The following is a 26,360-nucleotide window of genomic DNA, read 5'->3' as shown; positions in this document are numbered from 1 at the left end:
GCGGTAGGCGTGTCTCGTTGATGAAGGCGACCCCGGAAGTCGAGCAGGCACGAGCCATGGTGATCATGGAGTTCTCTACGCTCAGTGATCACCGGAGGGCCCGTGCCTGTCCTGCCATCATGCCTGCTCGAACCCCTGTGGGACCAGTTCGCGACGCTGTTACCGGAGCACGTGGACAGCCACCCGCTGGGCTGCCACAACCCGCGCATCGCGGACCGCGTGGTGTTCGACCACGTAATCGCCGCCCTGGTGCACGGCTCCGGCTACGAGCGTGTCGCAACTCCTGGATGCTCGGACCGCACCATCCGACGACGAGTCGCCTACTGGGCCCAACTCGGAATAGCCGGGCAGTTGCACGCCCTGGTGCTTGAGGCGTACGACCGGATGATCGGCCTTGAGTTGAGCGAGTTGTCCGTGGACGGCTGCATCACCAAGGCTCCCTGCGGTGGCGAGGCCGCCGGGCGCTCCCCAGTGGACCGGGGCAAGCAGGGCCTCAAGCGCTCGGTGGCCACCGAGGCCCGCGGCATCCCGCTCGGCATCGTCTCAGCCGGGGCCAGCCGGCACGACTCACCGCTGCTCGTGCCCACCTTGGAGGCCGCGAAGGAGCAGGTCGGATGCCTGCCAGATCAGGTCAATGTCAACTTGGACCGTGGCTACGACAGCCACAAGACCCGGGCCGCATTGTCGGAACTCGGCTTCACCGGCGAGATCGCCCGCAAGGGCGTGCCCGCTCCCATACAGGCCGGCAAGAGATGGGTGGTCGAGCGCAGTCACGCGTGGATGAACGGCTTCGGCAAACTGCGACGCTGCACCGAGAAACGCAGCCGGGTCGTCGACTTCTACCTCTACCTGTCCGCCGCCATCGTCACGCTCCGTATGCTCATCCGCCGCGCCACCCCGCTCTACCGATGGGACGGTCGCCCCACTACCAAACGCCTGAAGTAACGCCTACTGCCGGGTGCTCTAAATCGCGAGCCGTGCAGATGCTTGGTCGGGTCGGGCGGGATCAGCGTGGCCCCGTCGCCGGACGCGAAGGTCTTGTTGACCCAGGCCAGCAGCCTCTCCATATCTCGGTTGATCTGCGCTGTGCCGATCGCGAAGCGGCCGGCGCGGGAGTTGGTCTTGATCAGGCCGGTGGGGAAGAGGAGGTCGGCGTCGTGGAGCGATTCGAGCATCGCGATGGCGTCGTGTACGGGCTGGACGGTGACCCATGGCCGGGTCGGGTCGACCGGATCGAGCGGCGTGCGGTCGTAGCCCTTGCCCCGGCGACCGCGGATGAGCAGCTCGCCAGTGTCCGAGTCGGTGTCCCGGCAGCCGCGGCGCAGAGCGACGACCTCTCCGGGACGAGCCCCTGTGAGGTAGCAGATCACCACGAAGCACGCGGCGACCAGGATGCGGACCAACAGCGGAAGCTCCGCAGCGGTGATGGGCCGGTCGCGCCATGGGCGGTCGTCGACCCGGCCGGTGATCGAGCCCAGGTAGCAGTCGTCCGCGATCCGTACGCCGAGCTCGGCCGCGCACGTCGCGGCCAGGACGCTGAGATAGGTCCGCCGACGCGAGGGCTTGATCCCCAGTAGACGTCCGAGATGGTAGGCGCTGACCGCGCCTGCGGTCCGCGGATCCCCGGGGAGTACAGACCCGGTGCGGGCCGCCTCCTGGACGAACAGCCGCACCCGCTGCGAGGGCGACAAGCCGTCGTAGACGCGCTGGCTGGGGTGGTCTCCGGCGGACAGGGTCCGGAATTCCCTCCAGGCATCGCAGATGTCCGGACCGAGGTCCTCGACGATCCGCAGCGACCAGTCAGCAGCGCCTCCATGGTCACCGCTGCGATCCGAGGGGTGGCGTTGAAACGGCCCCGGCCCGGCATGTCGGCCAGCTCGCGAAGGGACTGGCCCTGCCATGGCTCGACGGTCGCGAGCCGGCACACGTCAGGCAGGTGCTCGCCGTAGGCCCACAGGGCACGGACCGCGTTCAGCAGCTGGTATTTGACGTTCGGGGTCACGGACAGGGCCTGCACGTGGCCCAGGTACTCGTCCAGAAGGCGGTCGCCGACCTCGCTCAAGTACTCGATGCCGTCGTCCTCCAGCCAGACGGCGAAGGGCCGTAGGCGGATGAACCACATCTTCACGTTGCCGCAGCCGGCCTGGTCGCCGATCGGCGCCGGTCCTCTCCTTGCAGGCCGGTGAGGGCTGGTGAAGCGTCCCGTCAGGCGTCGTCCTGAACGTGGAGGAGCAGCAGGTCGAACTCCGGGCCGTCAGGGGTGTTGCGGTACGGCCCCGCGTACTTGTAGCCGAGCCGGGCGTAGAGGTCTTGCCCGCGCTGGTTCGAGGGCAGGGCAAGCAATGAGGACCACTTGGGGGCAATGGCCTGAAGGAGGGCACCGTGCAGCTGGGTGCCGATGCCCTTGGACTGCCAGGTCGGCCGGACGGCCAGTTCACACAGGCCCATCAGCCGCTCCTGGCGGGCGCCTTCGGGGACCTGATCGACCAGGGGGCCGAACCAGTAGTCGGGCGAGCAGGGGAACGCATAGCCGAAGCCGACGGCGCTGCCGCCAGCGTACGCGACGACCAGGACGAAGCCGGGGTGCTTGAGGTGGCCGGTGATCTGGCGGTGGAGTGCAGGCACGGACAGGCCCATTGCCTCCGCACCCGGGTTGTCGACCAATTCCGGGTGGCTGTCGGCCCAGATGTCGGCGAGGGTGTCGATCAGCGGTGGGACCTGGCCAGGACCGTAGGTGCGGATCACCACGTCGGTGCGGGTGCTCGGGGTGGTCACCGTCTCCTCCTCAGCTGACGCCGGCGATGGTGCGGTACTCCTCCAGCCAGTCCGCGACCGCCGGGACGGACGCGTGCCGCTGTAGCGCGCTCGAGACGTTGTGCAGCTGCTGCAGCAGCCGGTCCGAGCGCACTTCCGGAAGGTACGCGAGGACGCGTCCGGCGGCTTCGGCCGCGGCCTCCGGCTCCGGACGTTCCCTGACGGCATGCTGAATGGCGACGTCGGCTGTGTACAGGGCGCGATTGCGGGCGAACTGGTCGCCGTGCAGCAGCACTGCCTGTTCCGCCCCGGCTGCGGCCCGCTCGTGCTGGGCGAGGTCGGCCCGGGCCAGCGCCTCTAACCCGGCCAGCTCGCCCGGATGGTAGAACTCCAGCCAGTCCGGATCGGCCTCACGTGGCCCGTTGGCGTACAGCTTGTGGGCGCGGATGATCGCCCGGTCCGTGGCGCTGGTGTCTCCCAGCAGGGCCCAGCCGCCGGCCTCACGCATCGCGAACATCGACAGCATCCTCGGTGAGCCGTAGGAGTTGGCTACGCTCTGCGCGCCCTGCGCTGCCGAGATTGCCTCGCGCGGCCGACCGGATGCCTTGGCGAGCAGGGACAGGCAGCCGAAGGCGTGCGCCTCCAGGCCTGGGTCCTCGGCGATCCGCGCGGCGGCGAGGGCCTCGTTGTACAGGCTGCGCGCGTCGGCGGGACGGCCGGAGTCGTAGCTGAGCCACCCGGCGGCGATCGAAAGATGACCGGTCGCCGACCTCAGCCGCTTGCCGGTCTTCTCCGTGTAGGTGCCTTCCTGCAGCCACGAGTAGGCGGTGTGCAGGGCGTCGGAGGCGCCGCGGCGCATGGCGGCTGACCCGTGGTCGTGATCGTGGGCGTAGATCTTCGTCACGGCCGTGTCCAGGGCACGCAAGTTGACGGCGCCGATCCGGCCCGGCGGGGCCCCATTCCGTGGGGAGGGGAGGGGGATGAGCGACAGGACCGCGCCTGCGCTGTCGGCCATGAACCCGCGGCGATTCACCTGCTCCTCCTCTGGGTTCGCCGTGGCGGCCGGCGCAGCGGTGTGGGGCGGGGTGCTGAGCCGGAAGCCCAGATCCTGCATGGTGCGTCCAGTCAGCCGCGTGAGGATCCGCCGGTAGACCGGTCTGGGGAGCTGGACGTCGCCGTCTTCCCATGCCGCCACCAAGCGCGCGGTGCAGGCGACTGTTTCACCCATCTCCTCGCCTGTCTCCACGATGAGCTTCGCGAACTCCTGACGGGACCTCTGCAGTTCGTCCTCGCGCACGGCGCGCACCCGGACGTTGGGGGTCTTGGGGCGGTCAACCATACCGACTCCGGCGGTATCCGACATGACGGGTGCGGCGACCGTACCGCCCCCACCCCTGTGGTGCCCCGGGCTTGGTCGCAGTTCACCCCAACTGGGCGAAGTTTCATCGTTCTTGCATTGCGCTGGCGTCGCGCTCGCTCGTCCTGCGCTGGTTGCGTAGACGGTGACGTGACGACCAATCAGGGAGGCCGCTGTGGCAGACGCTGCAAGCAGCGCAACGGCGACAGTCCCGGCGCCCCGCCCAGCGGGCGCCGGCAACAACGTCCCGGTCGATTCCGAGACCATCCGGCAGTCGTACGAGGCGGTCCTGTCGGCCTCGCGGCGCCTGGCGAGTGAGGACTGGGAGAGGCTCGGTGGCCTGCTGCGCGGGCACGTCCAGCTCCTGGTGCCGGAACTCGCCGGGGTGGAGCCGCGCATGCGTGGTGAGCAGCGGCGCACCGCCCGGCACGTCCTCGCCGGAACCCGCCACAGGCTGGCGGAGGGGATCGGCACCTCATCCAAGGGCGTCTGGGATCTCGCCATCCAGTGCCGTGCCCTGCTCACCCTCCATGAGCATCCCGGCCCTCTGCAGGCGGCGCGGCCCGTCGCTGGTGTGCGGTCATGACGACCATGACGGCGCCCCGGCCCCGGATGAAGGGGTATCCCGGCTACCGGCTGACCGCCGACCGCGCCCCGAAGACGGCAAAGGAGGCCCGGCTGCTCGCGCGCGTAGCGATGGCGGTGTGGGGCCTGGAGGACGACGCGGAGACGGCTGCCCTGGTGATGTCCGAATTCGTCGCCAACACCGTGCGGCACGCACACGGCCCAAGGATCATTTTGACCGTGAGCCGCCCGGCATGCGACCGGGTGTACCTCGCCGTCACCGACCGCTCCCCCGACCGGCACCCGCAGCTGCGCACGCCCGACGAGGACGCCGGCCACGGCCGCGGCCTCCTCCTTGTCGACGACCTCGCCAACCGCTGGGGCTTCGACCTGCTCCGCTCTCGCCGCAGCGGCGAACTGTCGGCCAAACGCGTATGGGCCGAGCTGAAGCTCGTACGGCGGTCCCCACTGTGACCGGCCGTCGCTCGAGGCCCGTGACGAAGGTACGGTCTGGGGCTCGCGGCAGGGGTGGCACCGGCATCGCGTGCCTGATCAGCGCTGCCAATGTAGGGCACTCAACAGGAGGTTTCGTTGCCCAACCAACCGCAGGCTCCCGCAGTTGAGCTTTCCGGTGTCTGCCGCCTGCTCCTTGCGGAGACTGATCCGCCCCGGCTGACCGATGAGCAGACGGCGGCGATGGAGCGCAGGTGGGAAGAGGCCGTCACGGCGAACCCGGCGCTGTTCGACGGGCCGACCGTGGTGTGCGCAGGACTGGAGTGGAAGGACTCCGAGACCCTGCTCCTGACCTGGTACCGGGCGACCTACCGCCTGTACGTACTGCGGCTGGACCCGGTCCACGCCGTGTCCGCCCCGTCGGTGTTCGTGTCCGTTGCGCAGCCCACGGACGACGGGCGGCTGCTGGTGGGACGTATGGCGTCGTCCACTGCGGCCCCCGGGCGCTGGCAGCTGCCCGGCGGGACGATCGAGCCCCCCAAGGTGGGCGCCGCCCTGGACGTGGAGTGCCTGCGCCGGCACGCCGCGCTGGAACTCGCGGAGGAGGCCGGGCGGGAAGTCGCCTCCGAAGACCTGGAGCTGTGGGCGGTGACCCGAGGCGACAAGGGCAACGTGGGCGTGCACTTCCGCGCTCCCGCCTGCCCGGCCGAGGCGCTCACCGAGCAGTACACGCAGCTTGTCGCCGCCGAGAGCGCCCAGGGCCGCACCTCGGAGCTGGACTGCATCGCGTTCATCGGGTCGGACGCCGATGTGGCGGGGCTCGGCGGCCGCTACGCCGACTTCCTGCCGGTGCTCGCCGCACGCCATGCCGCGAATGGCACGACCGACCAGGCCTACAAGCGGAGGTAGCCGATGGCCAGTCCCGCAAGCGCCGACAACCATCCGGCCGTACAGATGGCCGGGCCCGAGGCGGAGGAGGAGGTCTTAGCGGGGCTGGCACGGGAGCTGGCCGACGCTGCCCGAACCGGCGTTCCTGTCCGATCGCTGTCGAAGCGTTTCCCGGGCCTGAGCCTTCAGGACGCCTACCGCATCCAGCGAATCAACCTGGAGGAGCGGGTTTCGGCAGGGGCCCGGGTCGCCGGTCACAAGATCGGACTGACCTCGGCCGCGATGCAGGAACAGATGGGCATTGACGAGCCCGACGCCGGAGTCGTTCTGACCAGCATGGTCGCTGCCAGCGGAGCCCGGCTGCGGTCGGCCGACTTCATGAACCCCAGGATCGAGACCGAGATCGCCTTCCGGCTCGGTCGCGACCTGGCCGAGGCCTCGGACCTGGCCACCGTCTGTTCGGCTGTGGGCGAGGTGCTCCTCGCGTTTGAGGTCCTCGACACCGTCTTCGCCGACTGGAACATCACCTTGGTCGACAGCATCGCCGACAACGCCGCCTGTGCCGGCGTCATCACCGGCAGTCCGGTCCCGTTCGATCCGGCATGGGACCTGGCCGCCGAGCAGATCCGGGCGGAGGCCGACGGCGAGATGGTCGCGGCCGGGCAGGGGCGCGACATCCTCGGCGACCCGCTCAAGGCGCTGGTCTGGCTGACGCACCGCCTGCCCGTCCTGGGCACCACCTTGCGCGCCGGAGACATCGTCCTGGCCGGATCGGTACACGCGAGCCTCCCGCTCACCCCTGGCACAAACTTCCGGGCCACCTCCACCCGGCTCCCCGCCATCCATCTGCGGGTCGTCTGACCTGCCGTCCACACCGGGAGCACACATGTCATCGAACACCGTTAACGCGGCCGTCCTCGGCTCCGGCTTACTCGGGCTCGACTTGGTCGAGCGCATGCAGAACTCCCCGCACCTGAGCTGCGGGCTCGTCGTCGGCCGCACCAGCCACAGCCGCGGACTGGCGCAGGCCGCCAAGCTGGGCTGCGCCACCGCAGCGGGCGGCGTCGCCGCCCTGCTCGACTCCGGCCAGACCTTCGACATCGTCTTCGACGCCACCAACGCCTTCGAGCACCCCGAGCACTGGGCCCGGCTCGCTGGCACCGGCACGGTACTCATCGACCTGACACCCACCCGTGCCGGTGCGCTGATCGTGCCGACCGTGAACGGCGACCAGGCCGCCCAACACCAGCACATCGGCCTCGTCTCCTGCGGCGGGCAGGCATCGATCCCCGTCCTGTACGCCCTCGCCCAGCACTTCCGGCCGCAGTACGTGGAGATGGTCGCCACAGCTGCCAGCGTCAGCGTAGGTCGGGCCAGCCGCCTCAACCTCGACGAATACGTGGAGACGACCCAGGACGCGATCCGCCGGTTCACCGGCACCGGCGCGGCCAAGGCGATGCTGAACGTCTCCGCGGCCGCGCCACCGCCGCCATTCCGCATCGCCATGACGATGGTGGCCCCCGGGCTGAAGCCGGGCCCGGTCAGTGACGTCGTGGAATCCGCTGCGGCGGCCATGCGGACCGTCGTGCCCGGCTACCGGATCACCTCGTGCACCGTCACCGGCGACACGGTCCGTGTGATCTCGGAGGTGACCGCCACCCGCAACCGGATGCCGGTGCACGCCGGGAACCTCGAAGTGATCAGCGCCGCCGCCATCTATGGGGCCGAGCAGCACGCCCTCGCCAAGGTCCCCGCGCTGAAGGAGCTCGCCCGATGACCGCCCAGACCACGGTGATCATGCACGACCCCACCTTGCGCGACGGCCAGCACGCCGTAAGGCACCAGCTGGATGCCGAGCAGATCCGCACCTACGCCGCGGCGGTCGACGCGGCCGGTGTCCCGGTGGTCGAGGTCGGCCACGGCAACGGGATCGGCGCCTCCTCCCTGCAGGTCGGCCGCAGCAAGCTCAGCGACGATGAGATGCTCGCCACCGCCCGCGAAGCCCTCACCCGCAGCAGGCTGGCCACCCTCATGCTGCCCGGCTGGGCCACCACCGCCGATTTGCGCAACGCCGTCCGCCACGGCGTGGATGTGGTGCGCGTGGCCGCCCACTGCACCGAGGCCAGCGTCACCGAACGCCACCTGGGCGTCCTCCGCGAGCTCGGCGCCGAGGCGCAGGGCGTGCTGCTGATGAGCCACATGGCCAGTCCCGGCGAACTCGCCGAGCAGTGCATGCTGATGGTCGGCTATGGGGCGCAGGCGGTGTGCATCTTCGACAGCGCCGGTTACTACCTGCCTGACGATGTCACCGCCCGGATCACCGCCATCACCGCGGCGGTGGAGGTGCCGGTGGCGTTCCACGGGCACAACAACCTCGGGATGGCCGTGGCGAACTCGGTTGCGGCCGTCGCGGCCGGCGCCCGCACGATCGACGCGTGCGCGCGGGGATTCGGCGCGGGCGCGGGCAACACCCAGCTGGAAGTTCTCGTGGCCGTGCTGGAGCGCTACGGCCACCGGACCGGGATCGATCTGCGGCGCCTGGCCGACGCCGCCGATCTCGCCGAGAAGACGCTGATGCCCGCCCCGCCGACGATCGACTCCACCAGCCTCGTCTCGGGGCTGTCCGGGGTGTTCTCCGGGTTCAAAAAGCCCGTTCTGGCCGCCGCCGAGAGCCAGGGAGTGCACCCCTGGGACATCTTCGTGGAGCTCGGCCAGCGCCGGGTCATCGCCGGGCAGGAGGACCTGATCCTGGACGCGGCGCGCACCCTGGCGGCACAGGGGGCGATTCGATGATGCAGACGCTGGCCCCCGCCGGGGTGTGGTTCGTCACGCCCGGCCACGCCTCCGGCCGTTTCCCTGCCGCGCACGGCTGCGGCGCCGACGTCGCCCTCGTCGACCTGGAGGACTCCGTGCCCGCCGCGGTGAAACCGCAGGCCCGCCAGAACGCCGCCGCGTTCTTCACTGCCCCCACGGCGGCCGGCTGCGTCCTCGGCGTCCGGATCAGCTCTCCCACCACCCGGGACGGCATCCTCGACCTGACGGCTATCGCCGACTTCCCGGTCCGGCCGGACGTCGTGCTGATCCCCAAGGTCGAGTCGGCCCGGGACTTCGAGATCGCCGCCGGGGCCCTCGACGCGCCCGGCTACACGCCGCACCTGTATGCGCTGATCGAGACGCCGCGTGCGCTTGAAGAGCTGCCGTCGATCGTGCGGGCCGAGCGCATCGCCGGGGTGGTGTTCGGGACCGCTGACTACGCGACGGCCCTCGGCTGCTCCAAGAGCTGGGAAGCGATGCTGCACGCCCGGTCCGCGCTGGTCACCAGCGCCGCCGCCGCAGGAATCTGCGCCATCGACTCCCCGTTCTTCGACCTGGACGACCTGGACGGGCTGCGAGGCGAAGCCGAACGCGCCAGGAACCTGGGCTTCGCCGGGAAGTGCTGTGTGCACCCCCGCCAGCTCCCCGTCGTCACCAGCGTGTTCACCCCGACGGACGAGGAAGTCGCCGCCGCCCGCGCCATCGTGGCCGCCTCCGAGGAAGCGGGCGGCCGCATCGTGCGCGTCAACGGGCAGATGATCGGCCCGCCCATGGTCAAAGCCGCCCGGGCACTGTTGGCTCGCGTGGACGGCCGCACGCCGCGTGGGGTGAGCGTGTGACCACCAGCATCCCCACACCAGCGGGGTATCGGCGGATCGCCGAGGGCCGCTACCGAGAAGTCGTCGGCCTGGGCTACCACGAGCTGCGTGAGGGCCTGGTCATCGAACACCGGCCCGGGCGAACCATCACCGAGGCCGACAACGTCGTGATGACCACGCTCGGCGGCAACGACGCCCCGATCCACACGGACGCCCGCTACAGCACTCTCACCCAGTGGGGCAGGCCCCTGGTGTGCAGCAGCATCACCCTCCACATCGTCGGCGGGATGACCGTACGCAGCACCAGCGGCCTGACTATCGCCAACCTCGGCTTCGAAGAGATCCGCTTCACCCATCCCGTGTTCGTGGGCGACACCCTCTACGCGGAGACGGAGATCACCGGCCGCCGCCTGTCCCGCAGCCGCCCGGACACCGGGATCGTCACGAGCCGCACGACCGGCAAGAACCAGGAGGGTGCGGCCGTGGTGACCTTCACGCGCAGCTTCTTCGTCCCCATCGATGCCGATGCCGTCCGCGACCGGACCAACTACTAGAAGGGGTGGCGACATGCCTGATGCGATCCGGATCGTGCAGGCCGACGACGAGTTGTGGCAGCAGTACGACGCCCTCGCCACCCGCAGCTACGGCCATCCCGTGGGCGACATCACCCGCCTGCGCCCGCACGCGGACATCCGCGTCGCCGTCCGGGACGGGCGGGTCATCGCGGGCGGCCTCGGCCTCCTCGTCCCGCAGTTCTTCGGCGGGGCCCCCGTGCCCTCCGCCCTGCTCAGTGCCGGGTGCGTCGCCCCCGAAGAACGCGGCGCCCGCCTCTCCGTCGACATGCTCGCCGAACGGCTTCGTCACCTGCGCGAGCAGGCAGCGGTGATCTCCACGCTGTGGACGACATCGGGCGGGTACGTCCGCCGTTTCGGCTGGGAGGCCCCCGTTCCCGTGTTCGCGTGGTCCATCGCCACCGACGACCTCAAGCGGGCCTTCACCCGCTCTGGGCTGCCGGTCGAGCACGGCCGTACGACGGAAGCCGACGAGCTGCAACGCCGCCTGGCCCGGCAGTGGAACGGGCCCGTGCTGCGACCGGACTGGTGGCCCGCTTGGATCGACAACAAGCAACAGCTGACCACGTACCGGTTCGGCCCGGCACAGTCCCCCACGGGGTCGCTATCGCTCGCCATGAAGCGCAGCGAGCGGCACGGGATGCAGCTGACCGTGCACGACTTCTGGGCCGCCGACGCGGACACCGTCGGCGAGATGATGGCGTTCCTCGCCAGCCATCACACCCGCGCCCCAGCCATCCACTTCCGGCGCTCCGCCCTTCCCCCGTACCCGGCTCTGCTGCACAACCTCCACCGGTACCGGCTGACGGCGGAAGCGTGGCACCCGTGGATGCTCCGCATCCTCGACCTGGAGGAAGCGGTGCGGCTGCGGGGCTGGCCGGATGACCTCGACATCGACGTTCCCGTGGACATCGAAGGCGAGGACGGTGAGACCTGGGGCCAGTACCTGCTCGAAGTGAAAGGCGGCGCCGGACAGATCACCAAGACGCACACCGCTGGTGAAGTCCGGCTCACCCGACGGCAACTGGCCGTCTGGTACGCCGGCGGCTACCGGACAGCGACCGCAGCACGCCTGGCCGGAGTGGACGCAGGCTCCGAGGAGGTGCTCAACAGACTGATCCGCACCACAGAGCACGAACCTTGGTTGCCCGACCACTTCTAGATTCTGTCCGCTGGGACGCTCCGTCGTACGACCCGCCGCCGACGTGGTGCTCCTGGATGTCGCAGGCCGATCTCACTGCCGACACCGGCCGGTGCCTCGCCGACCTCGGGCAACTGCGGCGGGCGCACCAGCTCATGGATGAGGGCATGGATCTGCTGCCTGCCACCCGTTCGAAGACGCGGTCGGTGTTCCTTGCGTACCAGGCCGAGACGCATCTTCGTGCTGGCGACGCGGATATCGCGGCAGAGACGGCGACGCGCGCCTTCGACCTGGCAAGCCGGATCAGCGCCCGCCGCTGTGTGACGATGGTCCGCGCTCAGAATCGCAGGAGTTGACCTTCCCTTCTGCGGGACATCGCCTCCCGGCTCGTCATCACCACCGGCGCCAAGAAGGGCCAGCACCCCAGCCCGGCGACTGTCATGCGAATGCTCCGGGACCACGACGAGCAGATGGCCGCTGCCGAGCTGGAGAGCGCAGCCGTAACGGCGCCGTAGGGCCTCCAGAGCAGCAGTCAGCCCCTGCTGAATCCAACGGGTCCAACAGGGGCTGACCGTGCGCTTGCGGCCTCAGCTGGACGGCGGGTCGAGCCGCCGTTTCGGCTGGGAGTGCCGGGGCGCCCGCGCCCGCATGTGCTCGCACCGCTGGGCCTGCCGGGGGAAGGCCACGCCCGTCGACGCGGTGAGAGCCGGGAAGAACGCCCGGGCATCCTCCGACTGCGGCGTCGTGGTCCAGGCGTACCCGTCACGGCCGTGCAGGGCGAAGCGCACCATGCGGCTGCCGTACCCGTGGCGCTGCCAAGGCCCGGTGACCCTGATCTTTACGATCAGCCCGAGGCGGCACACCTCGCAGGCTTGCCAGACCAGGCGGGCGAATTCGTACCCGTCCGGTGCGCTCGCTCGGATCTCCTGCATGCCGGCCGGGCCGCCGGGCGGCACGTGCCACCAGGTCTCCGTGTCGGGGTCGACCCTCCACTCCAGGCTGTTCGGGGCGACCGAGGGCGCCGGCGCCGCGGTGTCCCGTCCGTGGAAGGCGTCGACCATGCGGGTCCACAGGGACACGCGCGGCCGCGCCGGGTTCGGCGAGCCCATCGTCAGGTCTGGCTCTGGAGCGGCGGGAGCTCCCGCAGGGCGGCGGGCAGCTCGTCGATCCCGCGCTGCAGGTACCAGGCACGCGCCCAGCGCAGGACTACACCACGGCGAAGGCGCCACTGGTCGCAGAGCTGGGACAGGACGTCGTCGCAGAAGTCCTCCCGCAGCTGCACCAGCACCTCGTCCTCGAGGTAGGCCGCGTAGCCGATGCCGCACTTGTCCGGGTCGCCAAGGTCGAGCGCGTCGGCGAGGATCACCCCGGCCGCCGCACTCGTGCCGCCGCCGTTGTAGCCCCAGCCGAAGCCCCCATGCTCCGGCTCGGGCAGCTCCCGGAGCCCGGTCACGTCCTGCCGCTCGGTGGGGCCGAACTCGGGCTTTTCGACAAGGATCCGGGCGGGCTTCCACTCCTCCTCGTCGCTCCTATTGCTCTCCGGGCCGTCCTGGATGCCGTGGTACGTGCAGTCCTCGTACGCCATGCCCGTCCCTCCCGTTGATCGTCTGGGCCGTCTCAGCCTGCCGCACCTCACGGACCGGCGACAGATCGCGATCGGCCAGCGTGGTCCGGAGTCTGGGACGACAACGACTCCGCCGGACTCACCTGACCGCAGATCAGCCCCGGTCGGGCCCGTTTGATCCAACGGGCCCGACCGGGGCGTCCGGTTGGTCCCATTGCCCCCAACGGGACCAACCAGCCGTGAACTGTGGCTCTGTCAGGAACGCCGGGTGCCGGTCGGACCGCTGGCCAGGCTGTCCCCGAAGCCGGCCCCGGCATTCACCACCAGACGCGAAGGTGCCCTTCTTGCTCTCGCGGCACCTGTCCCGGTGGCGGCGGTCCCCACGATCACCGACCCCCGTCGCACGGATTGCCGGGATCGGGTCGGCGGCTGCATGCGGAGCAGGCTCCGAGCAGCCTCCAGTTCAGCCTGCGGCAATACGGAGTCGGGTGACCGCGTGTTGGTCGTGCAGACAGGGCAGGACTTGGAGGACATCGCACCGATCGCCCGGGAAAGCGCGATGACGGTGTGGCCGTCCGAGTGAGGCCCAGTGGGGGTGAGACGCCGGATCTCCTGTCCGTCGGGGGTGCGCTCGGGATCCGAGTGGAAGTACACCGGGCGGCCGTCCGGAAGGACGACTTCGGAGGCCCGGCGCCGTGCTACGACCGTGGGCGTTCCGCCCAGCCGCTGTTCCTCGGCCCGGTCCCATGCCTGTTCCCACTCGCGGAGGGCCATCCCCTTGGCCCCGCAGGCTATGGCGAACTCCCGGACGAACTGGCGGGTGGGGCGTCCGCCCTCCTGGCGGAGGAACCGCCCGACAGTGGCGTGGGCCAGGACGCCGTCGCTGGCGGCCTCCAGTTCGCGGTACGGCCGGGCGCCGTCCTTCTGGTAGAGGTCGGCCAGCGCCGCGTGCAGCTCTGCGAAGTTCCGTACGTACCGTGCGTGCGGAACGGGCTCCTGGCAGCCGCGGGCGGCCCGGTAGCGGGCCCGTTTCCACAGCCGCTCGGCCTCATCGGGGTCGGCGCCGCAACCCAGGGCGTAGGCCCGGACTGTCTTCAGCTTCGGCATGTGCTCGCCGGACGCGGCCCGGATCAGCGTCGAGGCGCTGCATCCGGACCGCACGGCGAGTTCCTTGTAGTTCAGCCCGGCCCAATTGCGGTGGTCCCGCAGGTAGAGGACCAGTTTCTCCAGCTCCCGGTCGCAGGGGGCGATCGGGTTCTCCCGCCGTCCCATCGTCAGCCCTCCGCTTCGGCCTGCTTGCGGGAGCGTGCCCGGCGGACCAGGCGCAAGCCCGTGTCCGTCGTCTCGGCGAGCAGGACCAGGACGGACAAGGCAGGCATCCCCGCGAGGGCGAGCAGCACGGCCAGGACCAGGACGACCACGACGATGGTCGCCTCCGGAGCGGTCAGCGGCAGGTCGCCGGGCACCACGCAGGCGGCGCGGGCAGTGTGAGACACGGTGTTCTCCCGTTCGGTGTCTGTTCGGGCTCCCCAACTGGCGTCACTGCGCGGGCGGTTGCCGTCGCCCATGCGAGTGACAGTCCAACGATGCTGGCGCACCGCACAGAGTGCTCATGACCAACTCCAGGACTACGCCCGGGTATAAACCCGTCCCTGTCTCAGACTGGGCGCGGCGGATCGAGACCTTCACACGCGCGGAATCAGCAGGTCAGGGCTGGGACTCTCCGGCCTTTACACCGTTTCCGTCTCAATCGTGGTTGTGTCCCCCTTGGGGTACTGCCGATTCTGGTTGACGCCTCATGTGCCACGCACTGAGGATCCCGTTCCGTCTGTGGGCTCCCCCTGTGACCTCGGGACATCGTCGTGGGCGGCCGCGTTGCCGCGAGGGCCTCCGCGACCGTCGGTCCGTTCATGCGCCGACAACACCGTGCGAGGGGTCGGCGGTCACCGCCGACCCCTCGCCGCGCCTCCGCCCAACTCGCCTGCCGCGACGGCAACAGTGCAGCTCAGCGCCGGTCGACCCGTTAGAGCCAACAGGTCGGACCGGGGCTGACCTTGTGCCGGGCCCGGGCCGGTCACGCCACCTGGGTCTGCGCCTGTTCGTCGCTCTGCCCGATCGGCCGCCAGGTCCACTCGGTGGACGGCTGGCGCTGCAGCCGGGGCAGTGCGGCGACGTCGACCCGGGGCCGGATGCCGCGGATGCGCTGCTGCAGGGCCCGGGCCCGCTGGTCGAGCGCGTCGCAATCATCGGTGCCGGCGAGGACCAGGCGCACGACGGGGAAGAGGGCGCTGTGCGGGTACCGCTCGCGCCACAGCCACTTCGTCCGGCCGATCGTGCCGCGCTCCCCCTCGTGGAACGTGGCCTGGCTGTACGTCTCGTACGCTCGCAGCTTCAGGGCGAGCCGGGGCAGCGACAACGTGTACCGGTCCACCTCCAGGAACTCCGCCTCCGCTCCCCGGCCGGGCCGGTACAGCACGGCGTCGGAGACCACCCGGCGGACCTTGTCGATTGTGTGGTCCACCTCGACCTCCCAGTCCAGGATCGGGCCGCCCCACAGGGTGATGACCTCGGTGACGGCCATGCCGTGCGGGGCGAGACCGGCAGCTACCGCCCGCTCGCCCGTCGCGGCGTGCGGCCGTACGACGACGTCGCCGCCTTCAGCCACGGCCCGCTGCCCGGCCACGGTCAGGTGCCACACCTTCTCCCGGCCGTGCCGCCCGTAGTCCGCGATATGTGGGTCCCGCCCCGCTTGGCTGGCCGAGCACACACTTGCGCGGTCTTCTGGGGTGAGATTCAGCGGTCGACGACGTCCTTGTCGAGGTCGCGGTGGACGAGGTGCACCGTCAGGCCACGGCCGGAGTAGAGCTGGGCCAGGTCCTTCACACCCAGCTCGGTGGCTCCGGTGACGTCGCCGCTGAGGACGGCTTGGAGTGCGAGGGCGAAGGTGGCGGCGCGGTGGCGGCCGCCGGTTCTCTCGCCTATTGCGAGCTGTTGCTTCGGTGGTAACCAGTCGCGGTTCACCTGGCCTCGCCCCATGTGTCCTGCCTCAGCTGAACGCCCTGATAGAACCCCGTCATGACATACCGGTTCACTGCTCGTGTCGCCACAACAGAGATCGACCCTGACGGCTACTTCACCGAGGCTGCTCTCGCCGAAGGGGAGGACGGAAGCGGATTCATTTTGATGTTCATGGCGGGCGAGGATGACCCAGATGATCAGGAGGTCGCCTTGGGCATGGACACACACTGCCTGGTCACAGCCGGACAGGGGACCGCGTACGGCTGTGTGCGCGAAGCCGTTCTAGCGGGCAACATCCTCCGCGTCTCGCTTGACCCTGAAGCGCTGGATGACCTGCGGTTGAGCGACAGCGAGATCGAAGCTGTCATTGAAGCCCCGGCCGAGGACGTCGTCCTGTTCCGAGAAGTCCTCGCCCAGGTACTCGCCTATGGACGTGCGGACGCTATGCCGATTCGTGTAGCCGTCTGAGCGGTCACCGGGGTCCGGTGGGGCGGGGGATTACGCGGAGAAAATTGCAGCCCCGCAATCGCCGATCACGAAATCGCGACGGCAGCCGCGACCGGGCCCCAGCGTCCCTTTCCGTGCTCCTCCATGGCCGGGCGTGCGCCCTTGCTGGGCGGGCCTGGTGGCGCTGGCCAGCGGCGAACCCACGGCGTCGGGGCAGCGAGAATGGCGGGATGGACGGACTGGGTGGGGCGCTGGAGCGGGCAACTGCGGATGGCGATGTGGTGGACGGCTGGCTCCAGGGGCTGGCGGGCAATCAGGTGCTGCCGGTGGAGATCCTGGCCCGGCTGCTGGAGTTCGACGAGCTGCCGATGCCGAGCTTCTGGCTCAAGCACAGGACCTTGGATGCCGCAGCGACGGAGCTGCTGGTGGCTTCGCCGCAGATCCAGCACCGGCTGGACGTGACGGAGAACGCGACGGCGGACGTCGACGTGCTGGCCCGGCTTGCGCGGGATCCGGAACCACGGGTCCGGTTCGTGTACGCGGTGATGCTCTTCGAGTACAAGCGCCGTATCCCTGCCGGGGTGCTGGAGATCCTGGCGCAGGACCTGGAACCGAAGATCCGTCGGATCGTCGGCGAGAGTGAGAAACCGCCCGTCGCGGTGCAGGAGCCGCCGCCCGTGCTGATGGCGGAGCAGCGGGTGACGCACCCGGATCCGGCGGTGCGGATGAAGGCCGCTGCTGATCCCGAGGTACCGACCGTCCTGGCCCTGCGACTGGCGGAGGATCCCGAGAACGACGTCCGGCTCGCGGTATCGATGCGGGAGGAGCTGACGGAGGAACAGCGCACGGCCATCCCTTGCACGGTGTGGCAGCACTTCTGGTCGCCGCCGCCCTGGATCGCACGGCAGGCGACCGACCCGGAGGCGGCCCGCCGGATCGCGCGGTCGGCGCACGTCGGGCTGCGGCGGGTGCTCGCGGCTCAGCCGCACCTGACGCCGGGCGTGGTAGCCCTGCTGGCCGCGGACGAGGACGAGTGGGTGCGGCGCACATTGGCCGAATCGTGCGAGGACGCGCCGCACGAGCTGCTGGTGGAGCTGTACGCCACGGTGCAGGACCGGTACTGGTCGGGGTACCGCAACCACCGCAACTTCGCCCGGCCCGGGTTGGCGCGGTTCGCCGACGACCCCAACCCGCGGCTGCGGCACGCCGCGTTGGACGACCCGGAGGCCGGGCCGGAGCTGGTGCTGCGGCTGGCCGACGACCCTGAGGTGGGTGGCTGGGCGGTGCGCGACCCCAGGCTGCCCGCCGATGAACTGCTCCGGCGGCTCACCCTGCCGGCACATGCCGCCGCTGCCGCAGGCAATCCGGCACTGCCGGTGGCGGTCATGCACCACCTGCTGGACCTCGCCCGGGCACGCTGACCTAGAAGGCTGCTGAAAATCTCGGGTTCTGGCCCCGGCTCGGTGGAGTTGGGGCCAGTCTTGTGAGCATGCAGGGGGAATGGGCTGGGGAGTTGGTCGGGCCGGATGTGTGGGAGACCTGCCGGGAGTTGATCCCGGCCGGGAGTGTGTTCGCGTTCCTGGCCGAACATCGCGAGGCGCTGTTCCCGCCGTCGATGTTCGCGGACATGTATCCCTCGTCCAACGGGCGGCCGAGTCTGCCGCCGCAGGTGCTGGCCGCGACGGTGGTGTTGCAGAGCCTGCAGGGGCTGTCGGATTTCGAGACGGTCCAGGAACTGCGGTGTGACCTGCGGTGGAAGGCCGCTTGCGGGCTCGGGCTGTACGACATGGCGTTCGATCCGTCGCTGCTGACGTACTTCCGGCGTCGGCTGCGTCATTCGGCCGATCCGATGCGGATCTTCACCAAGGTCAAAGAGGTCGTGGCCGCGACCGGTGTGCTCAAGGGCAGGCAGCGGCGGGCGCTGGACTCCACCGTGCTCGATGACGCGGTGGCCACCCAGGACACCGTCACCCAGATCATCTCCGCGATCCGCCGGGTGATCCGCGAGGTTCCCGGCGCGGAGGAGGTGGCCGCGGGGCACTGCCGGGCGCACGACTACACCGACCCGGGCAAGCCGAGGATCGCCTGGGACGACGAGTCGGCCCGCGCCGCGCTGGCCGACGCGCTGGTCACCGACGCCCTCAACCTGCTCGGGCGCCTGCCCGAGCAGAACCTGGGCGAGAAGGCGGCGAACGCGGTCGGCCTGCTGGCCCTGGTCGCCGGCCAGGACGTGGAACCCGCCGAGGACTCCGACGGGCGCGATGGCCGCTGGCGTATCGCGAAGCGCACGGTGACGGACCGGGCGGTGTCCACCGTCGACCCCGACACACGGCACATCCACAAGAACCGCACCCGTCACCAGGACGGCTTTAAAGGGCATGCGTCCCCCATGGTGGAACACACAACCGTCGTGCATACCCTCGTCCGCGACAGGACTCACCGAGGTGGATGGGTCGAACACGACCCGACGGGATGCGCGGTGGTGCGGTGCTCATGCGGGCTGGACAGCGGCAGACCGGAAGCCCTGGCTGCGCAGATCGCGGACGATCACCGCAGGACGCCCGCGGAGGCACGCATGTGAGAAAACCGTGCTCGGCCGCCGGGCCGCTCGACAGTGATCAACAAATGTACGAGAGGCCCTCGCACAGGAACCAGCGTTTCACGTGGGAGAGATGAAACGTCCGGCCGGTCGGAGGGTGAAGTCGCGGAGACAGGTCCGCTTCGGCCGCTGAGCCAGGGGACTACATCGACCGCGGCGGGTGTAGCACCAGCAGCATCCTCACGTCGTCCCGGCGTTTCCCAGGAATAGCCTCGTGCTTCGCGTGCCGGGACAGACAGGCCGCCGGTTTGCCGCGGCCATCAATCGGTGGAGAGCGCCTCGAGGAGGTCGACGACCGTCGCATCGGACAGAGCGCGCGCCACGTCGGCCTGCGCGACCATGCTGACAAGGTCGTGACCGTCGATGACCGGCAGCCGGCGCACACGCTCGGCGAGCGTCGATCACACCCGGCGGACCCTGAGCAAGCGCACCGACCCACACCGGCACCACCGCCACGACCAGCTCATCTCGCACGCCACGGTGACCGCGGGCCGCTCCCACTGCTCCGACTGCGGCCGGAGTCGACTCCGCCGACCCGTTCCGCGATCGGCGGGCCGCTACGCCCCGGATGGTCGTACGCATGACTGTCGCCGGAGCTGGAAACCCGGCCCTCTGGCGAGAGCCGTCATGGTTCGCAGAGAGGACAGGCCATGTCCCAGGTTGAGGAATCCATCGAGGTCCACGTCCCCGTCCGCGCGGCGTACAACCAATGGACGCAATTCGAGGACTTTCCGCAGTTCATGGACGGTGTCGAGCGGATCGAGCAGCGCACGGACACCCTCACGCACTGGAAGACGAAGATCGGCGGGGTGGAGCGGGAGTTCGACGCGGAGATCACCGAGCAGATCCCGGATGAGCGGGTGGCCTGGAGCTCGGTCGGCGGACAGGCCCACCAGGCCGGTGTCGTCACCTTCCACTACATCGACGACCACACGACCAAGATCATGCTGCAGCTCGACTACGAGCCCGAGGGCCTGGCCGAGACCGTCGGGGACAAGCTCGGCTTCGTCAAGCGCCAGGCCACCGGTGACCTCGAGCGGTTCAAGGGGTTCATCGAGTCCCGCGGCGGCACCGAGACCGGCGCGTGGCGCGGCGAAGTCTGACTCCGATCAGCGATCAGCGATCAGCGATCAGCACGAGAAGGGGCGGGGCCATGCTCCAACGTTCCGCGCGGGTCGCCCTTCGCACTGGGCTCCGCAGGGGCGAACTCCTCGGCCTGCACTGGGAAGACCTCGACCTCGACGGCGGCACGGCCAGCATTCACCGCTCCCTCCAGCGCACCCGCACCGACGGGCTGACCGTCCTGCACACCAAGACCCGAGCCTCCGAACGCCGTATCGCCCTCCCCACTGAGTGCATCCACTCGCTGAAGAGCCACAGGAAGCGACAGCAGGAAGAGCGCCAGGCCGCCGGAGTGGGCTGGACGGACAGCGGGCTCGTCTTCACCACCCGAACCGGCAGCCCGACCCCGCCAACCTCACACGCCGCTTCGGCCGCCTCCTCAATCGGGCAGGGCTCCGGCACATCCGCTTCCACGACCTTCGCCACTCCACCGCCACCCTGCTCCTGGAGCAGGGCATTGACCTCGTCGTGATCAAGGAACTCCTCGGCCACGCCCACATCGGCGTCACCGCCACTGTCTACGCCCACGTCCGACTCCGCCTCCAGCGAGATGCCATCGACCTCCTCGGCCGCGCCCTTGACCGCCCCTGACATACGTACGGCAACGGCGGCGGACGCATGGTGTCCGCCGCCGTTGCCGTCAACTACTGCCGTCAGGGGCGCTCAGGAACGCCGGGCCACACAAGGGAAACCAAGCCAAATTCGCAATGGCAACCCTTCGTCGCGCGCTTCCGCTTTGCGCCGTCAGAAGCTCCCTGATGCGTACGCAGAGATCCGCAAGATCGTCGCTTCGTCCGCGACACCTCGAAGCCTTACGGAATCGGATTCGGCGGAGAACTGAAGCAAGCCGCTCTTTTGCACCTTCAGGTCACACAAAGAGTTGGTCGCCAGTCTGTCAATCGAGATCTCATGCAGACCGCCAAAGGAGACTTCGAGCTGAACCACGTTCATGCCATCGCGCCGCCATTTCGCAGGGGGCTGCCCTGGGAAAGTGGGAAGATCGAATCGCAGGCGAAGCGTAGGACCATTCGGACTCAAGCAGATCTCTTCGATGCGTACACCCTCGAGCGCAGGTACGTCTTCTCCGTAGATAGCCAGCACCGGCTTCGGGTTGCTGATGGCGTCAATCCACTGCAACTCAAATATCCTCTCTAGTACTCGTAATGCTGAGCCGTACCCGGGACTTTCCCAGTCCTTGGATTGCTGTACGGGCGGACATTGAAATGCGCCCCTTGATCGCCCACGCCCCCTTCGCCGTAGTAGTGGCCGTATGAATGATCCTGAATGATCACGCGATCGCCGCCGCCACGCGTGAATACGTATTCGCGGGTCATCACTCGAGTTCCGTCGGGATTCAAGATGTTTTCCCCCTTACGGTTCGTCATCGGCACCATGTTCAACTCGTCAGGCTGCTGGCCGTTCGGAATCCCAAGATCCCTCTTCGCCGCCCTGAAGGCCGAACTACGACTCGGAAGGGTCCGAACCTCGGGTACACAGTTGCTGTTGTGAACAAGTACCGGCGTGGTCCCAGCGAGCACATAGTACGTGTGCTACGCGGCCCCTCTCTACCTGCGTTTTCGCAGGTCAAGTGGTATTCGGTGGTCCGCTGAGGTACGGGTTCGGCCGGGGTTGTTCGTGGTTGTTGCCGTCACTACTGCCGTCAAGGGTCTTGGCGACCAGGCACGCCCGGTCGCCTCTCGGCGGTCGTTTGTCGGGGCGGCCCTCGGTATGCGGGCGGCGGGGCTTGTGCGTCGGTCAGCCTCGCCGCGTGGGAGCCGGGGCGGGAATGGTCGCCGGGGGTGGCCGGGGGCTTTGCTCCCCGCCGGAGGCGACGTCGGCCACCGCCCTCGGTGAGCCGGCGACGGGTGTTGAGGGTCGGCCCCCTGGTCGGCCCTGTGCCTGCGATCCGGCCGTAGGACGGTCGTAGGCGATAGCTTGCTGCGCAACGCGCCCGGACGCCATGCCTGCAACTTGTCTCCTATGGAGCCGTGTTGATCCAGGCTCATGCCCGAGACCGGCACCTCGATGCGGCTTGGCACGGGCGTCAGTACCTCGTCCTACTGCGGGTCGGTCGGCGACGGCGGCCAGCCTCGGCGGGCGGGGCCCGCCTTGAACCTCGAAGAGAAAATCTGAACGCACGCCCCGGGCCACGCGCCACGGCGGGTCAGTGGCCCCGGTCGCTGACGTCCGACTCCAAGGCCTCGACGCGGCCACGAAGGTCGGCGATCTGCTGAGCAGCCTCGGCCAGCGCTCGTTCCAGCGCCTCGACGCGGGCCGTCGTCCCGCCGGCGGGTGCGGTCGCCTCCGGACCGTCGGGGCCATCGGGGTAGTCGCGGTGGGCGACGAAGGCGCCCTTGCCGGGGCGGGAGACCGCCCACCCGTCCTGCTTCAGCAGGGCCATGGCCTTCTGCACGGTCAGGCTCGACGCCCCGAACTCCCGCATCAACACGGCCTGCGTCGGCAGCGCGTCACCCGGCCGCAGCCCACCGGAGCGGATCCGCTCGCGCACGGTCTCGGCGATGACCTCGAACGTCAGCGATACCCCGCCACCGGCCAGCCTGCGCCCGCGCCGCCCCACCACCACGCCGCTCACCCCGCTTTCCACGCCCTCTACCAGCACAATCCGGCCCGTCCAAACCGGGAAACCGGCCCCACACTACCCGCGTCCCACCGCCAGCAGAAAGGAATGAGGAGGGATGCACTTGAATGCGCCTGTCAGACGATGTTAACGTCACGCACCCGTCGGTGATCACCACCGCGCCCCGCCGACCATCCCCTGGTCCGGCCCCCGCGCCCAACTCCGAGGCGCCCCGTTCCCCTGTGAGCCGATCACTTCGGCCTGCCCACGTGCCCCGCGCCGTACCGCTTCCGCGTACTCGCCGAAAGGCCTCTTCTCGCATGTCCGCACAGCTCCAACTTCCGTACTCCACGACCGTTCCAGCCGCCTCGCGTCCGACGTCGCCGTTCACGGCACCGACCTGCCCGGCAGACGTCACCGCCTCTGCCGCTGCAGGGCGGGCGCTGGAGCGTCGCGCCAGGCTCACCGCCAAGCTGGCCAAGCTCGCCGCCACCGGCCAACTCCCACCCCTCGCACGGCAGATAGCCGGACTCGGCGGATGCGCGCACCCGATCCGCCTCACCGGGCACCGCACCCGCCTGGACACCGCGACCGGTGAGATCCTCGACCACTTCGACTCCAGTCGGCTCCCGGCAGGCGAACTGCTGGTCCGCTGCGGCAACCGTCGCGCGACCCGCTGTCCGGCCTGCTCCACCGTCTACCGCTACGACACCTACCAACTCATCGCCGCAGGCCTGCGCGGCGGCAAGACCGTCCCCGCCAGCGTTGCCGCCCACCCGCGCGTGTTCGCCACCCTCACCGCACCCGGCTTCGGGCCCGTCCACAACCAGCCCGACACCGGCCGCTGCCACTGCGGCCACTCCCACCCGGACGACGACCCGCTCCTGGGTACGCCGCTCGATCCCGAGCGGTACGACTACGCGGGCGCGGTGCTGTGGAACGCGCACGCCCCGGCCCTGTGGGCCCGCTTCACTACCCACCTGCGCCGCGAGATCGCCAAGGCCGCCGGGCTCACGCAACGGACCCTGCGGGACCACGCCACGCTCTCGTACGCGAAGGTGGCCGAGTACCAGAAACGGGGCCAGGTCCACTTTCACGCCGTCATCCGCCTCGACGGACCCACCGGCCCCACCAGCACCCCGCCCGCCTGGGCCAGCGTCCAGCTCCTCGACCACGCCGTCCGCGCTGCCGCCGCACGCACCCGCGTCCATCACGAGGGCGAACCGCCGAAGCAACCACAGCCCGCCAGGGACATCTCCGCGTCCCAGCCCGAAAACTCAGATCGGGCAGGACGGTTGGTATTCCGGTTCGGGCGACAGATCGACGTCCGCGCGATCCGCGGCACCGACTTCACCGGTAGCGGCCCGGTCACCGAGCGGCACGTCGCCGGCTACATCGCCAAGTACGCCACCAAGGGCGCCGAGACCACCACCGGCACCCTCGACCACCGACTCCGCCTCCTCGCCGAGCTGCACAAGTACGACATCACTGACCACGCCCGCCGCATGATCCACACAGCCTGGCACCTCGCCACCAACCGCCGGCACGCCCACCTCCGCCTGCGTCAATGGGCCCACATGCTCGGCTTCCGCGGCCACTTCTCCACCCGCACCCGCCGCTACTCCACCACCCTCGCCCACCTCCGAGCCGAACGCACCGCCTGGCGAACCGGCCGACCCGAAACCCAGACCCCAACCCCGGCGTCGGCTGAGAAGCCGTATCTCAACCGATCATGGAACGTGCGGGTCGAACAGGTTTCCCGCCGGGGTGATCTTCCCGTTGTGCGCGCATGAAGACAGGGCCTCTCGGTAGCTCGGGGATGCGAATCTAACCAAGCAATGCCGGGAGGCCCTGGTGTCGTTGTTGTACGCGTCCGAGCCCGTGCAGTTCAACTCGGCTGCTCTATCGTGTGATTGCCTCGCGCACGTGTACGGCAACGCGGCCGATCATCCCGATCGGGAACGCCGGTATCCGTCGGACATGACGGACTCGGAGTGGGCGGCCATCCGGCCGTTGCTGCCGGTGCCGGCCTGGCTCCAGGGCCGGGGCGGGCAGCCGGAAGCCTACTGCCACCGCCAACTGCTGGACGCGATCCGCTACCTGGTCGCGGGCGGTATCTCGTGGCGGGCGATGCCCGCGGACTTCCCCGCCTGGGGCCGGGTCTACGCCTTCTTCCGCCGCTGGCGCGAGCACGGGCTGATCACCGAGTTCCACGACCGGCTGCGCGGGAAGGTCCGTGAGCGCGAGGGCCGTGAGGCCGAGCCCACGGCGGGGATCATCGACGCGCAGTCGGTGCGGGCCGCCGCGACGGTGCCGGCCTCCTCACGCGGCTACGACGGCGGGAAGAAGGTGCCCGGGCGAAAGCGGCACATCGTGACCGACACGCTCGGCCTGCTCCTGGTCGTCGCGGTCACCGCCGCGAACATCGGCGACCGGGACGCCGCCACGGGCCTGCTGAGGCGGCTGCGCCGTCTGCACCGCGACATCACCCTCGTCTGGGCCGACGGCGGCTACACCGGCTCCCTCGTCGACTGGTGCCGTCAGAAACTCGCGCTGACCTTGGAGATCGTCAAGCGCACCGATGACATGGAGGGTTTCGTGGTGCTGCCCAGGCGCTGGGTGGCAGAGCGCACGTTCGCGTGGTTGATGCATTCGCGTCGGCTGGCCCGGGACTACGAGACGTTGCCGGCCAGCAGCGAGGCACTGATCCGGTGGTCGATGGTCACGCGGATGAGCCGGCGTCTGGCACGGCCACGGGCCGCCGGCCGACGCTGAACGCCCCCGACGTCTCCTGCACGAGCCACCCGCGCTCCGCCAGGCGCCGGGCCTTCGAGCGCACCCCCTCGACCTTCGCCGACGTTGTCTCCAAGCCCAGCAAAGCCGTGATCTCCCTGGCCTTCAGCGACCCCTGGTCCGCCGGCTGCCGCTCCTCCAGCACACCAAGAATCCGCTGGTAGTCCGGCGCCAGCACCCTCACCGGCAGTCCTTCGCGCCAAGGCGGCACGATCGAACCCGGCACCGGCGAGAGCGCGGTTTCCTGCTCTGCCTCGGTCTCGGTCACGGCGGTGGTCTCGGCAGCCGAAGCTGCCAGGGCCTCGACCAGTTCCTCCCGCGCGATCACCCGCCGGTCCAGGTCGATCTCTGCGGCCTCCAACACCCCAGCCAGCCGCGCGACTTCCTCCCGCAGCCCTTCCACCCGCACCCGGGCTGCTGTCTCCCGCTCCTCCAGAATTCCCAGCACCGACGCCATCGCGCACCCCTCGATCACGGAGCCGAAACAAGACGCCGCATGCCTCCCTCATTCTGAGCTAGACCATGCCTGACCAGCGAAAATCAAGCGATCATGTTCGGTTGAGATACGGCTTCTGAGACGCAGACCGGCCAGACGGACGGCAGTCAGGTCAGCAACGACGCCGGACACCCCACTGACCTGGCCGCCGGTCGCCGTCCCGGTGGCCGCAATATCGACGGTCAAGGCGTGGATTCGGACACGACGCTGGTCATCTCCCACTGGCAGTTCGCCGGAACCGGCCTCCTGCCCGAACTCGAACACCTCGCCGACCTCCTGGCCGCAAAACGGCAGACCCAACCCGAGCAACCGACCCGAACCCGACGCTCGAAGCGCTCCGGTGACCGCGACGGTCAGTCCGGTCACCCGGTCGGTCACTCCA

General features: G+C 69.6%; 30 protein-coding genes and 3 pseudogenes. 18 read left to right on the top strand and 15 right to left on the bottom strand.

All coding sequences use genetic code 11. The annotated features are described in order from the left end of the window. The first annotated feature begins 102 nt into the window (after positions 1–102). The gene (locus DN051_RS40335) at positions 103–945 is read left to right on the top strand and encodes an IS5 family transposase (protein WP_112441901.1); all 843 of its coding nucleotides are present in this window, start codon (positions 103–105) and stop codon (positions 943–945) included. On the opposite strand, the gene DN051_RS40330 is transcribed toward DN051_RS40335, so the two are convergent. From DN051_RS40330 to DN051_RS40320, 3 genes are all read right to left on the bottom strand, one after another. Next, positions 903–1,901 carry a site-specific integrase gene (locus tag DN051_RS40330; protein ID WP_162624732.1) on the bottom strand — a complete coding sequence of 333 codons (999 nt, stop codon included), beginning with the start codon at positions 1,899–1,901 and terminating at the stop codon, positions 903–905. The two genes, DN051_RS40335 and DN051_RS40330, sit on opposite strands and share 43 nt — an antisense overlap. A gap of 304 nt (positions 1,902–2,205) precedes the next feature. Continuing rightward, positions 2,206–2,775, bottom strand: a complete 570-nt coding sequence (locus DN051_RS40325) for a GNAT family N-acetyltransferase (RefSeq protein ID WP_112437556.1) — start codon at positions 2,773–2,775, stop codon at positions 2,206–2,208. Positions 2,776–2,785: 10 nt separating this feature from the next. After that, positions 2,786–4,093 carry an NsdA family TPR-like regulatory protein gene (locus DN051_RS40320; RefSeq protein ID WP_112437557.1) on the bottom strand — a complete coding sequence of 436 codons (1,308 nt, stop codon included), beginning with the start codon at positions 4,091–4,093 and terminating at the stop codon, positions 2,786–2,788. Positions 4,094–4,286: 193 nt separating this feature from the next. On the opposite strand from DN051_RS40320, the gene DN051_RS40315 reads away from it, so the two are divergent. From DN051_RS40315 to DN051_RS40270, 10 genes are all read left to right on the top strand, one after another. Then, a complete protein-coding gene (locus tag DN051_RS40315) occupies positions 4,287–4,697 on the top strand; it encodes a DUF6415 family natural product biosynthesis protein (RefSeq protein ID WP_112437558.1) in 411 nt (136 codons plus the stop codon). After that, positions 4,694–5,149 (top strand): ATP-binding protein, encoded by a 456-nt coding sequence (locus DN051_RS40310; protein WP_112437559.1) that lies wholly within the window; start codon positions 4,694–4,696, stop codon positions 5,147–5,149. Before DN051_RS40315 ends, DN051_RS40310 begins: the two co-directional genes overlap by 4 nt. A gap of 117 nt (positions 5,150–5,266) precedes the next feature. Beyond that, positions 5,267–6,037, top strand: a complete 771-nt coding sequence (locus DN051_RS40305) for an NUDIX hydrolase (protein ID WP_112437560.1) — start codon at positions 5,267–5,269, stop codon at positions 6,035–6,037. A gap of 3 nt (positions 6,038–6,040) precedes the next feature. After that, the gene (locus tag DN051_RS40300; RefSeq protein ID WP_246040799.1) at positions 6,041–6,877 is read left to right on the top strand and encodes a 2-keto-4-pentenoate hydratase; all 837 of its coding nucleotides are present in this window, start codon (positions 6,041–6,043) and stop codon (positions 6,875–6,877) included. A gap of 25 nt (positions 6,878–6,902) precedes the next feature. After that, positions 6,903–7,793 (top strand): acetylating acetaldehyde dehydrogenase, encoded by an 891-nt coding sequence (locus DN051_RS40295; RefSeq protein ID WP_112437561.1) that lies wholly within the window; start codon positions 6,903–6,905, stop codon positions 7,791–7,793. Continuing rightward, on the top strand, positions 7,790–8,809 hold the full coding sequence (gene dmpG / locus DN051_RS40290) for a 4-hydroxy-2-oxovalerate aldolase (RefSeq protein WP_112437562.1): 1,020 nt from the start codon (positions 7,790–7,792) through the stop codon (positions 8,807–8,809). Before DN051_RS40295 ends, dmpG begins: the two co-directional genes overlap by 4 nt. After that, complete coding sequence (locus DN051_RS40285; protein ID WP_112437563.1) at positions 8,806–9,669, top strand: HpcH/HpaI aldolase/citrate lyase family protein; 864 nt, start codon at positions 8,806–8,808, stop codon at positions 9,667–9,669. The genes dmpG and DN051_RS40285 overlap by 4 nt, the downstream gene beginning before the upstream one ends. Then, positions 9,666–10,202 carry a MaoC family dehydratase gene (locus DN051_RS40280; protein WP_246040798.1) on the top strand — a complete coding sequence of 179 codons (537 nt, stop codon included), beginning with the start codon at positions 9,666–9,668 and terminating at the stop codon, positions 10,200–10,202. The genes DN051_RS40285 and DN051_RS40280 overlap by 4 nt, the downstream gene beginning before the upstream one ends. A 13-nt stretch (positions 10,203–10,215) precedes the next feature. Beyond that, positions 10,216–11,382 carry a GNAT family N-acetyltransferase gene (locus DN051_RS40275; RefSeq protein WP_112437564.1) on the top strand — a complete coding sequence of 389 codons (1,167 nt, stop codon included), beginning with the start codon at positions 10,216–10,218 and terminating at the stop codon, positions 11,380–11,382. Between the two features lie 56 nt (positions 11,383–11,438). Beyond that, positions 11,439–11,717, top strand: coding sequence for a hypothetical protein (locus tag DN051_RS40270; protein WP_112437565.1), 279 nt, complete (start codon positions 11,439–11,441; stop codon positions 11,715–11,717). A gap of 231 nt (positions 11,718–11,948) precedes the next feature. On the opposite strand, the gene DN051_RS40260 is transcribed toward DN051_RS40270, so the two are convergent. From DN051_RS40260 to DN051_RS40235, 6 genes are all read right to left on the bottom strand, one after another. After that, entirely contained in the window at positions 11,949–12,440 is a 492-nt protein-coding gene (locus tag DN051_RS40260) for a hypothetical protein (protein WP_162624733.1), read from the bottom strand. Positions 12,441–12,472: 32 nt separating this feature from the next. Beyond that, complete coding sequence (locus tag DN051_RS46010; protein WP_199314828.1) at positions 12,473–12,946, bottom strand: hypothetical protein; 474 nt, start codon at positions 12,944–12,946, stop codon at positions 12,473–12,475. A 234-nt stretch (positions 12,947–13,180) separates the two neighbouring features. Continuing rightward, complete coding sequence (locus DN051_RS40250) at positions 13,181–14,197, bottom strand: helix-turn-helix domain-containing protein (RefSeq protein WP_112437567.1); 1,017 nt, start codon at positions 14,195–14,197, stop codon at positions 13,181–13,183. Between the two features lie 2 nt (positions 14,198–14,199). Then, complete coding sequence (locus DN051_RS40245; protein WP_162624734.1) at positions 14,200–14,421, bottom strand: hypothetical protein; 222 nt, start codon at positions 14,419–14,421, stop codon at positions 14,200–14,202. Between the two features lie 578 nt (positions 14,422–14,999). Continuing rightward, positions 15,000–15,623 (bottom strand): replication-relaxation family protein, encoded by a 624-nt coding sequence (locus DN051_RS40240; protein ID WP_162624735.1) that lies wholly within the window; start codon positions 15,621–15,623, stop codon positions 15,000–15,002. Positions 15,624–15,718: 95 nt separating this feature from the next. Continuing rightward, on the bottom strand, positions 15,719–15,961 hold the full coding sequence (locus tag DN051_RS40235) for a hypothetical protein (protein ID WP_162624736.1): 243 nt from the start codon (positions 15,959–15,961) through the stop codon (positions 15,719–15,721). A 39-nt stretch (positions 15,962–16,000) separates the two neighbouring features. On the opposite strand from DN051_RS40235, the gene DN051_RS40230 reads away from it, so the two are divergent. The 3 genes and pseudogenes from DN051_RS40230 to DN051_RS40220 all read left to right on the top strand — a co-directional run. Beyond that, the gene (locus tag DN051_RS40230) at positions 16,001–16,411 is read left to right on the top strand and encodes an Imm10 family immunity protein (protein WP_112437571.1); all 411 of its coding nucleotides are present in this window, start codon (positions 16,001–16,003) and stop codon (positions 16,409–16,411) included. A 209-nt stretch (positions 16,412–16,620) separates the two neighbouring features. Further along, positions 16,621–17,811, top strand: a complete 1,191-nt coding sequence (locus tag DN051_RS40225) for a hypothetical protein (protein WP_162624737.1) — start codon at positions 16,621–16,623, stop codon at positions 17,809–17,811. A gap of 68 nt (positions 17,812–17,879) precedes the next feature. Then, positions 17,880–18,854, top strand: a pseudogene (locus DN051_RS40220) (transposase); the annotation flags it as partial. Positions 18,855–19,249: 395 nt separating this feature from the next. Here DN051_RS40220 and DN051_RS40215 read toward each other — a convergent pair. Then, a pseudogene (locus DN051_RS40215) lies at positions 19,250–19,381 on the bottom strand (CBS domain-containing protein); the annotation flags it as partial. A 258-nt stretch (positions 19,382–19,639) separates the two neighbouring features. Between DN051_RS40215 and DN051_RS40210 the strand changes: the two are divergent. Together DN051_RS40210 and DN051_RS40205 are read left to right on the top strand one after the other, a co-directional pair. Further along, complete coding sequence (locus DN051_RS40210; RefSeq protein ID WP_112437573.1) at positions 19,640–20,092, top strand: SRPBCC family protein; 453 nt, start codon at positions 19,640–19,642, stop codon at positions 20,090–20,092. A 71-nt stretch (positions 20,093–20,163) separates the two neighbouring features. Continuing rightward, positions 20,164–20,702: pseudogene (locus DN051_RS40205) on the top strand (site-specific integrase); the annotation flags it as partial. A gap of 153 nt (positions 20,703–20,855) precedes the next feature. On the opposite strand, the gene DN051_RS40200 reads toward DN051_RS40205, so the two are convergent. From DN051_RS40200 to DN051_RS40190, 3 genes are all read right to left on the bottom strand, one after another. Further along, positions 20,856–21,248, bottom strand: coding sequence for an Imm50 family immunity protein (locus DN051_RS40200; RefSeq protein WP_162624738.1), 393 nt, complete (start codon positions 21,246–21,248; stop codon positions 20,856–20,858). Between the two features lie 14 nt (positions 21,249–21,262). Next, on the bottom strand, positions 21,263–21,496 hold the full coding sequence (locus tag DN051_RS40195) for an HNH/endonuclease VII fold putative polymorphic toxin (RefSeq protein WP_246040797.1): 234 nt from the start codon (positions 21,494–21,496) through the stop codon (positions 21,263–21,265). Between the two features lie 779 nt (positions 21,497–22,275). After that, positions 22,276–22,704 (bottom strand): winged helix-turn-helix domain-containing protein, encoded by a 429-nt coding sequence (locus tag DN051_RS40190; protein WP_246040796.1) that lies wholly within the window; start codon positions 22,702–22,704, stop codon positions 22,276–22,278. Between the two features lie 305 nt (positions 22,705–23,009). Between DN051_RS40190 and DN051_RS40185 the strand changes: the two genes are divergently transcribed. Together DN051_RS40185 and DN051_RS40180 are read left to right on the top strand one after the other, a co-directional pair. Beyond that, positions 23,010–24,482 carry a replication initiator gene (locus DN051_RS40185; RefSeq protein ID WP_246040795.1) on the top strand — a complete coding sequence of 491 codons (1,473 nt, stop codon included), beginning with the start codon at positions 23,010–23,012 and terminating at the stop codon, positions 24,480–24,482. 187 nt (positions 24,483–24,669) lie between these two features. After that, the gene (locus DN051_RS40180) at positions 24,670–25,464 is read left to right on the top strand and encodes an IS5 family transposase (RefSeq protein ID WP_112441909.1); all 795 of its coding nucleotides are present in this window, start codon (positions 24,670–24,672) and stop codon (positions 25,462–25,464) included. Here the strand turns inward: DN051_RS40180 and DN051_RS40175 are convergent. Further along, positions 25,412–25,939, bottom strand: a complete 528-nt coding sequence (locus DN051_RS40175) for a hypothetical protein (protein ID WP_112441911.1) — start codon at positions 25,937–25,939, stop codon at positions 25,412–25,414. The two genes, DN051_RS40180 and DN051_RS40175, sit on opposite strands and share 53 nt — an antisense overlap. 48 nt (positions 25,940–25,987) lie before the next feature. Further along, entirely contained in the window at positions 25,988–26,344 is a 357-nt protein-coding gene (locus DN051_RS45500; RefSeq protein WP_162624740.1) for a hypothetical protein, read from the bottom strand. Positions 26,345–26,360: the final 16 nt, after the last annotated feature.

Origin of the sequence: Streptomyces cadmiisoli (assembly GCF_003261055.1) — a bacterium.
Lineage (GTDB): Bacteria > Actinomycetota > Actinomycetes > Streptomycetales > Streptomycetaceae > Streptomyces > Streptomyces cadmiisoli.
This window is presented reverse-complemented; position numbering and strand designations above follow the sequence as displayed.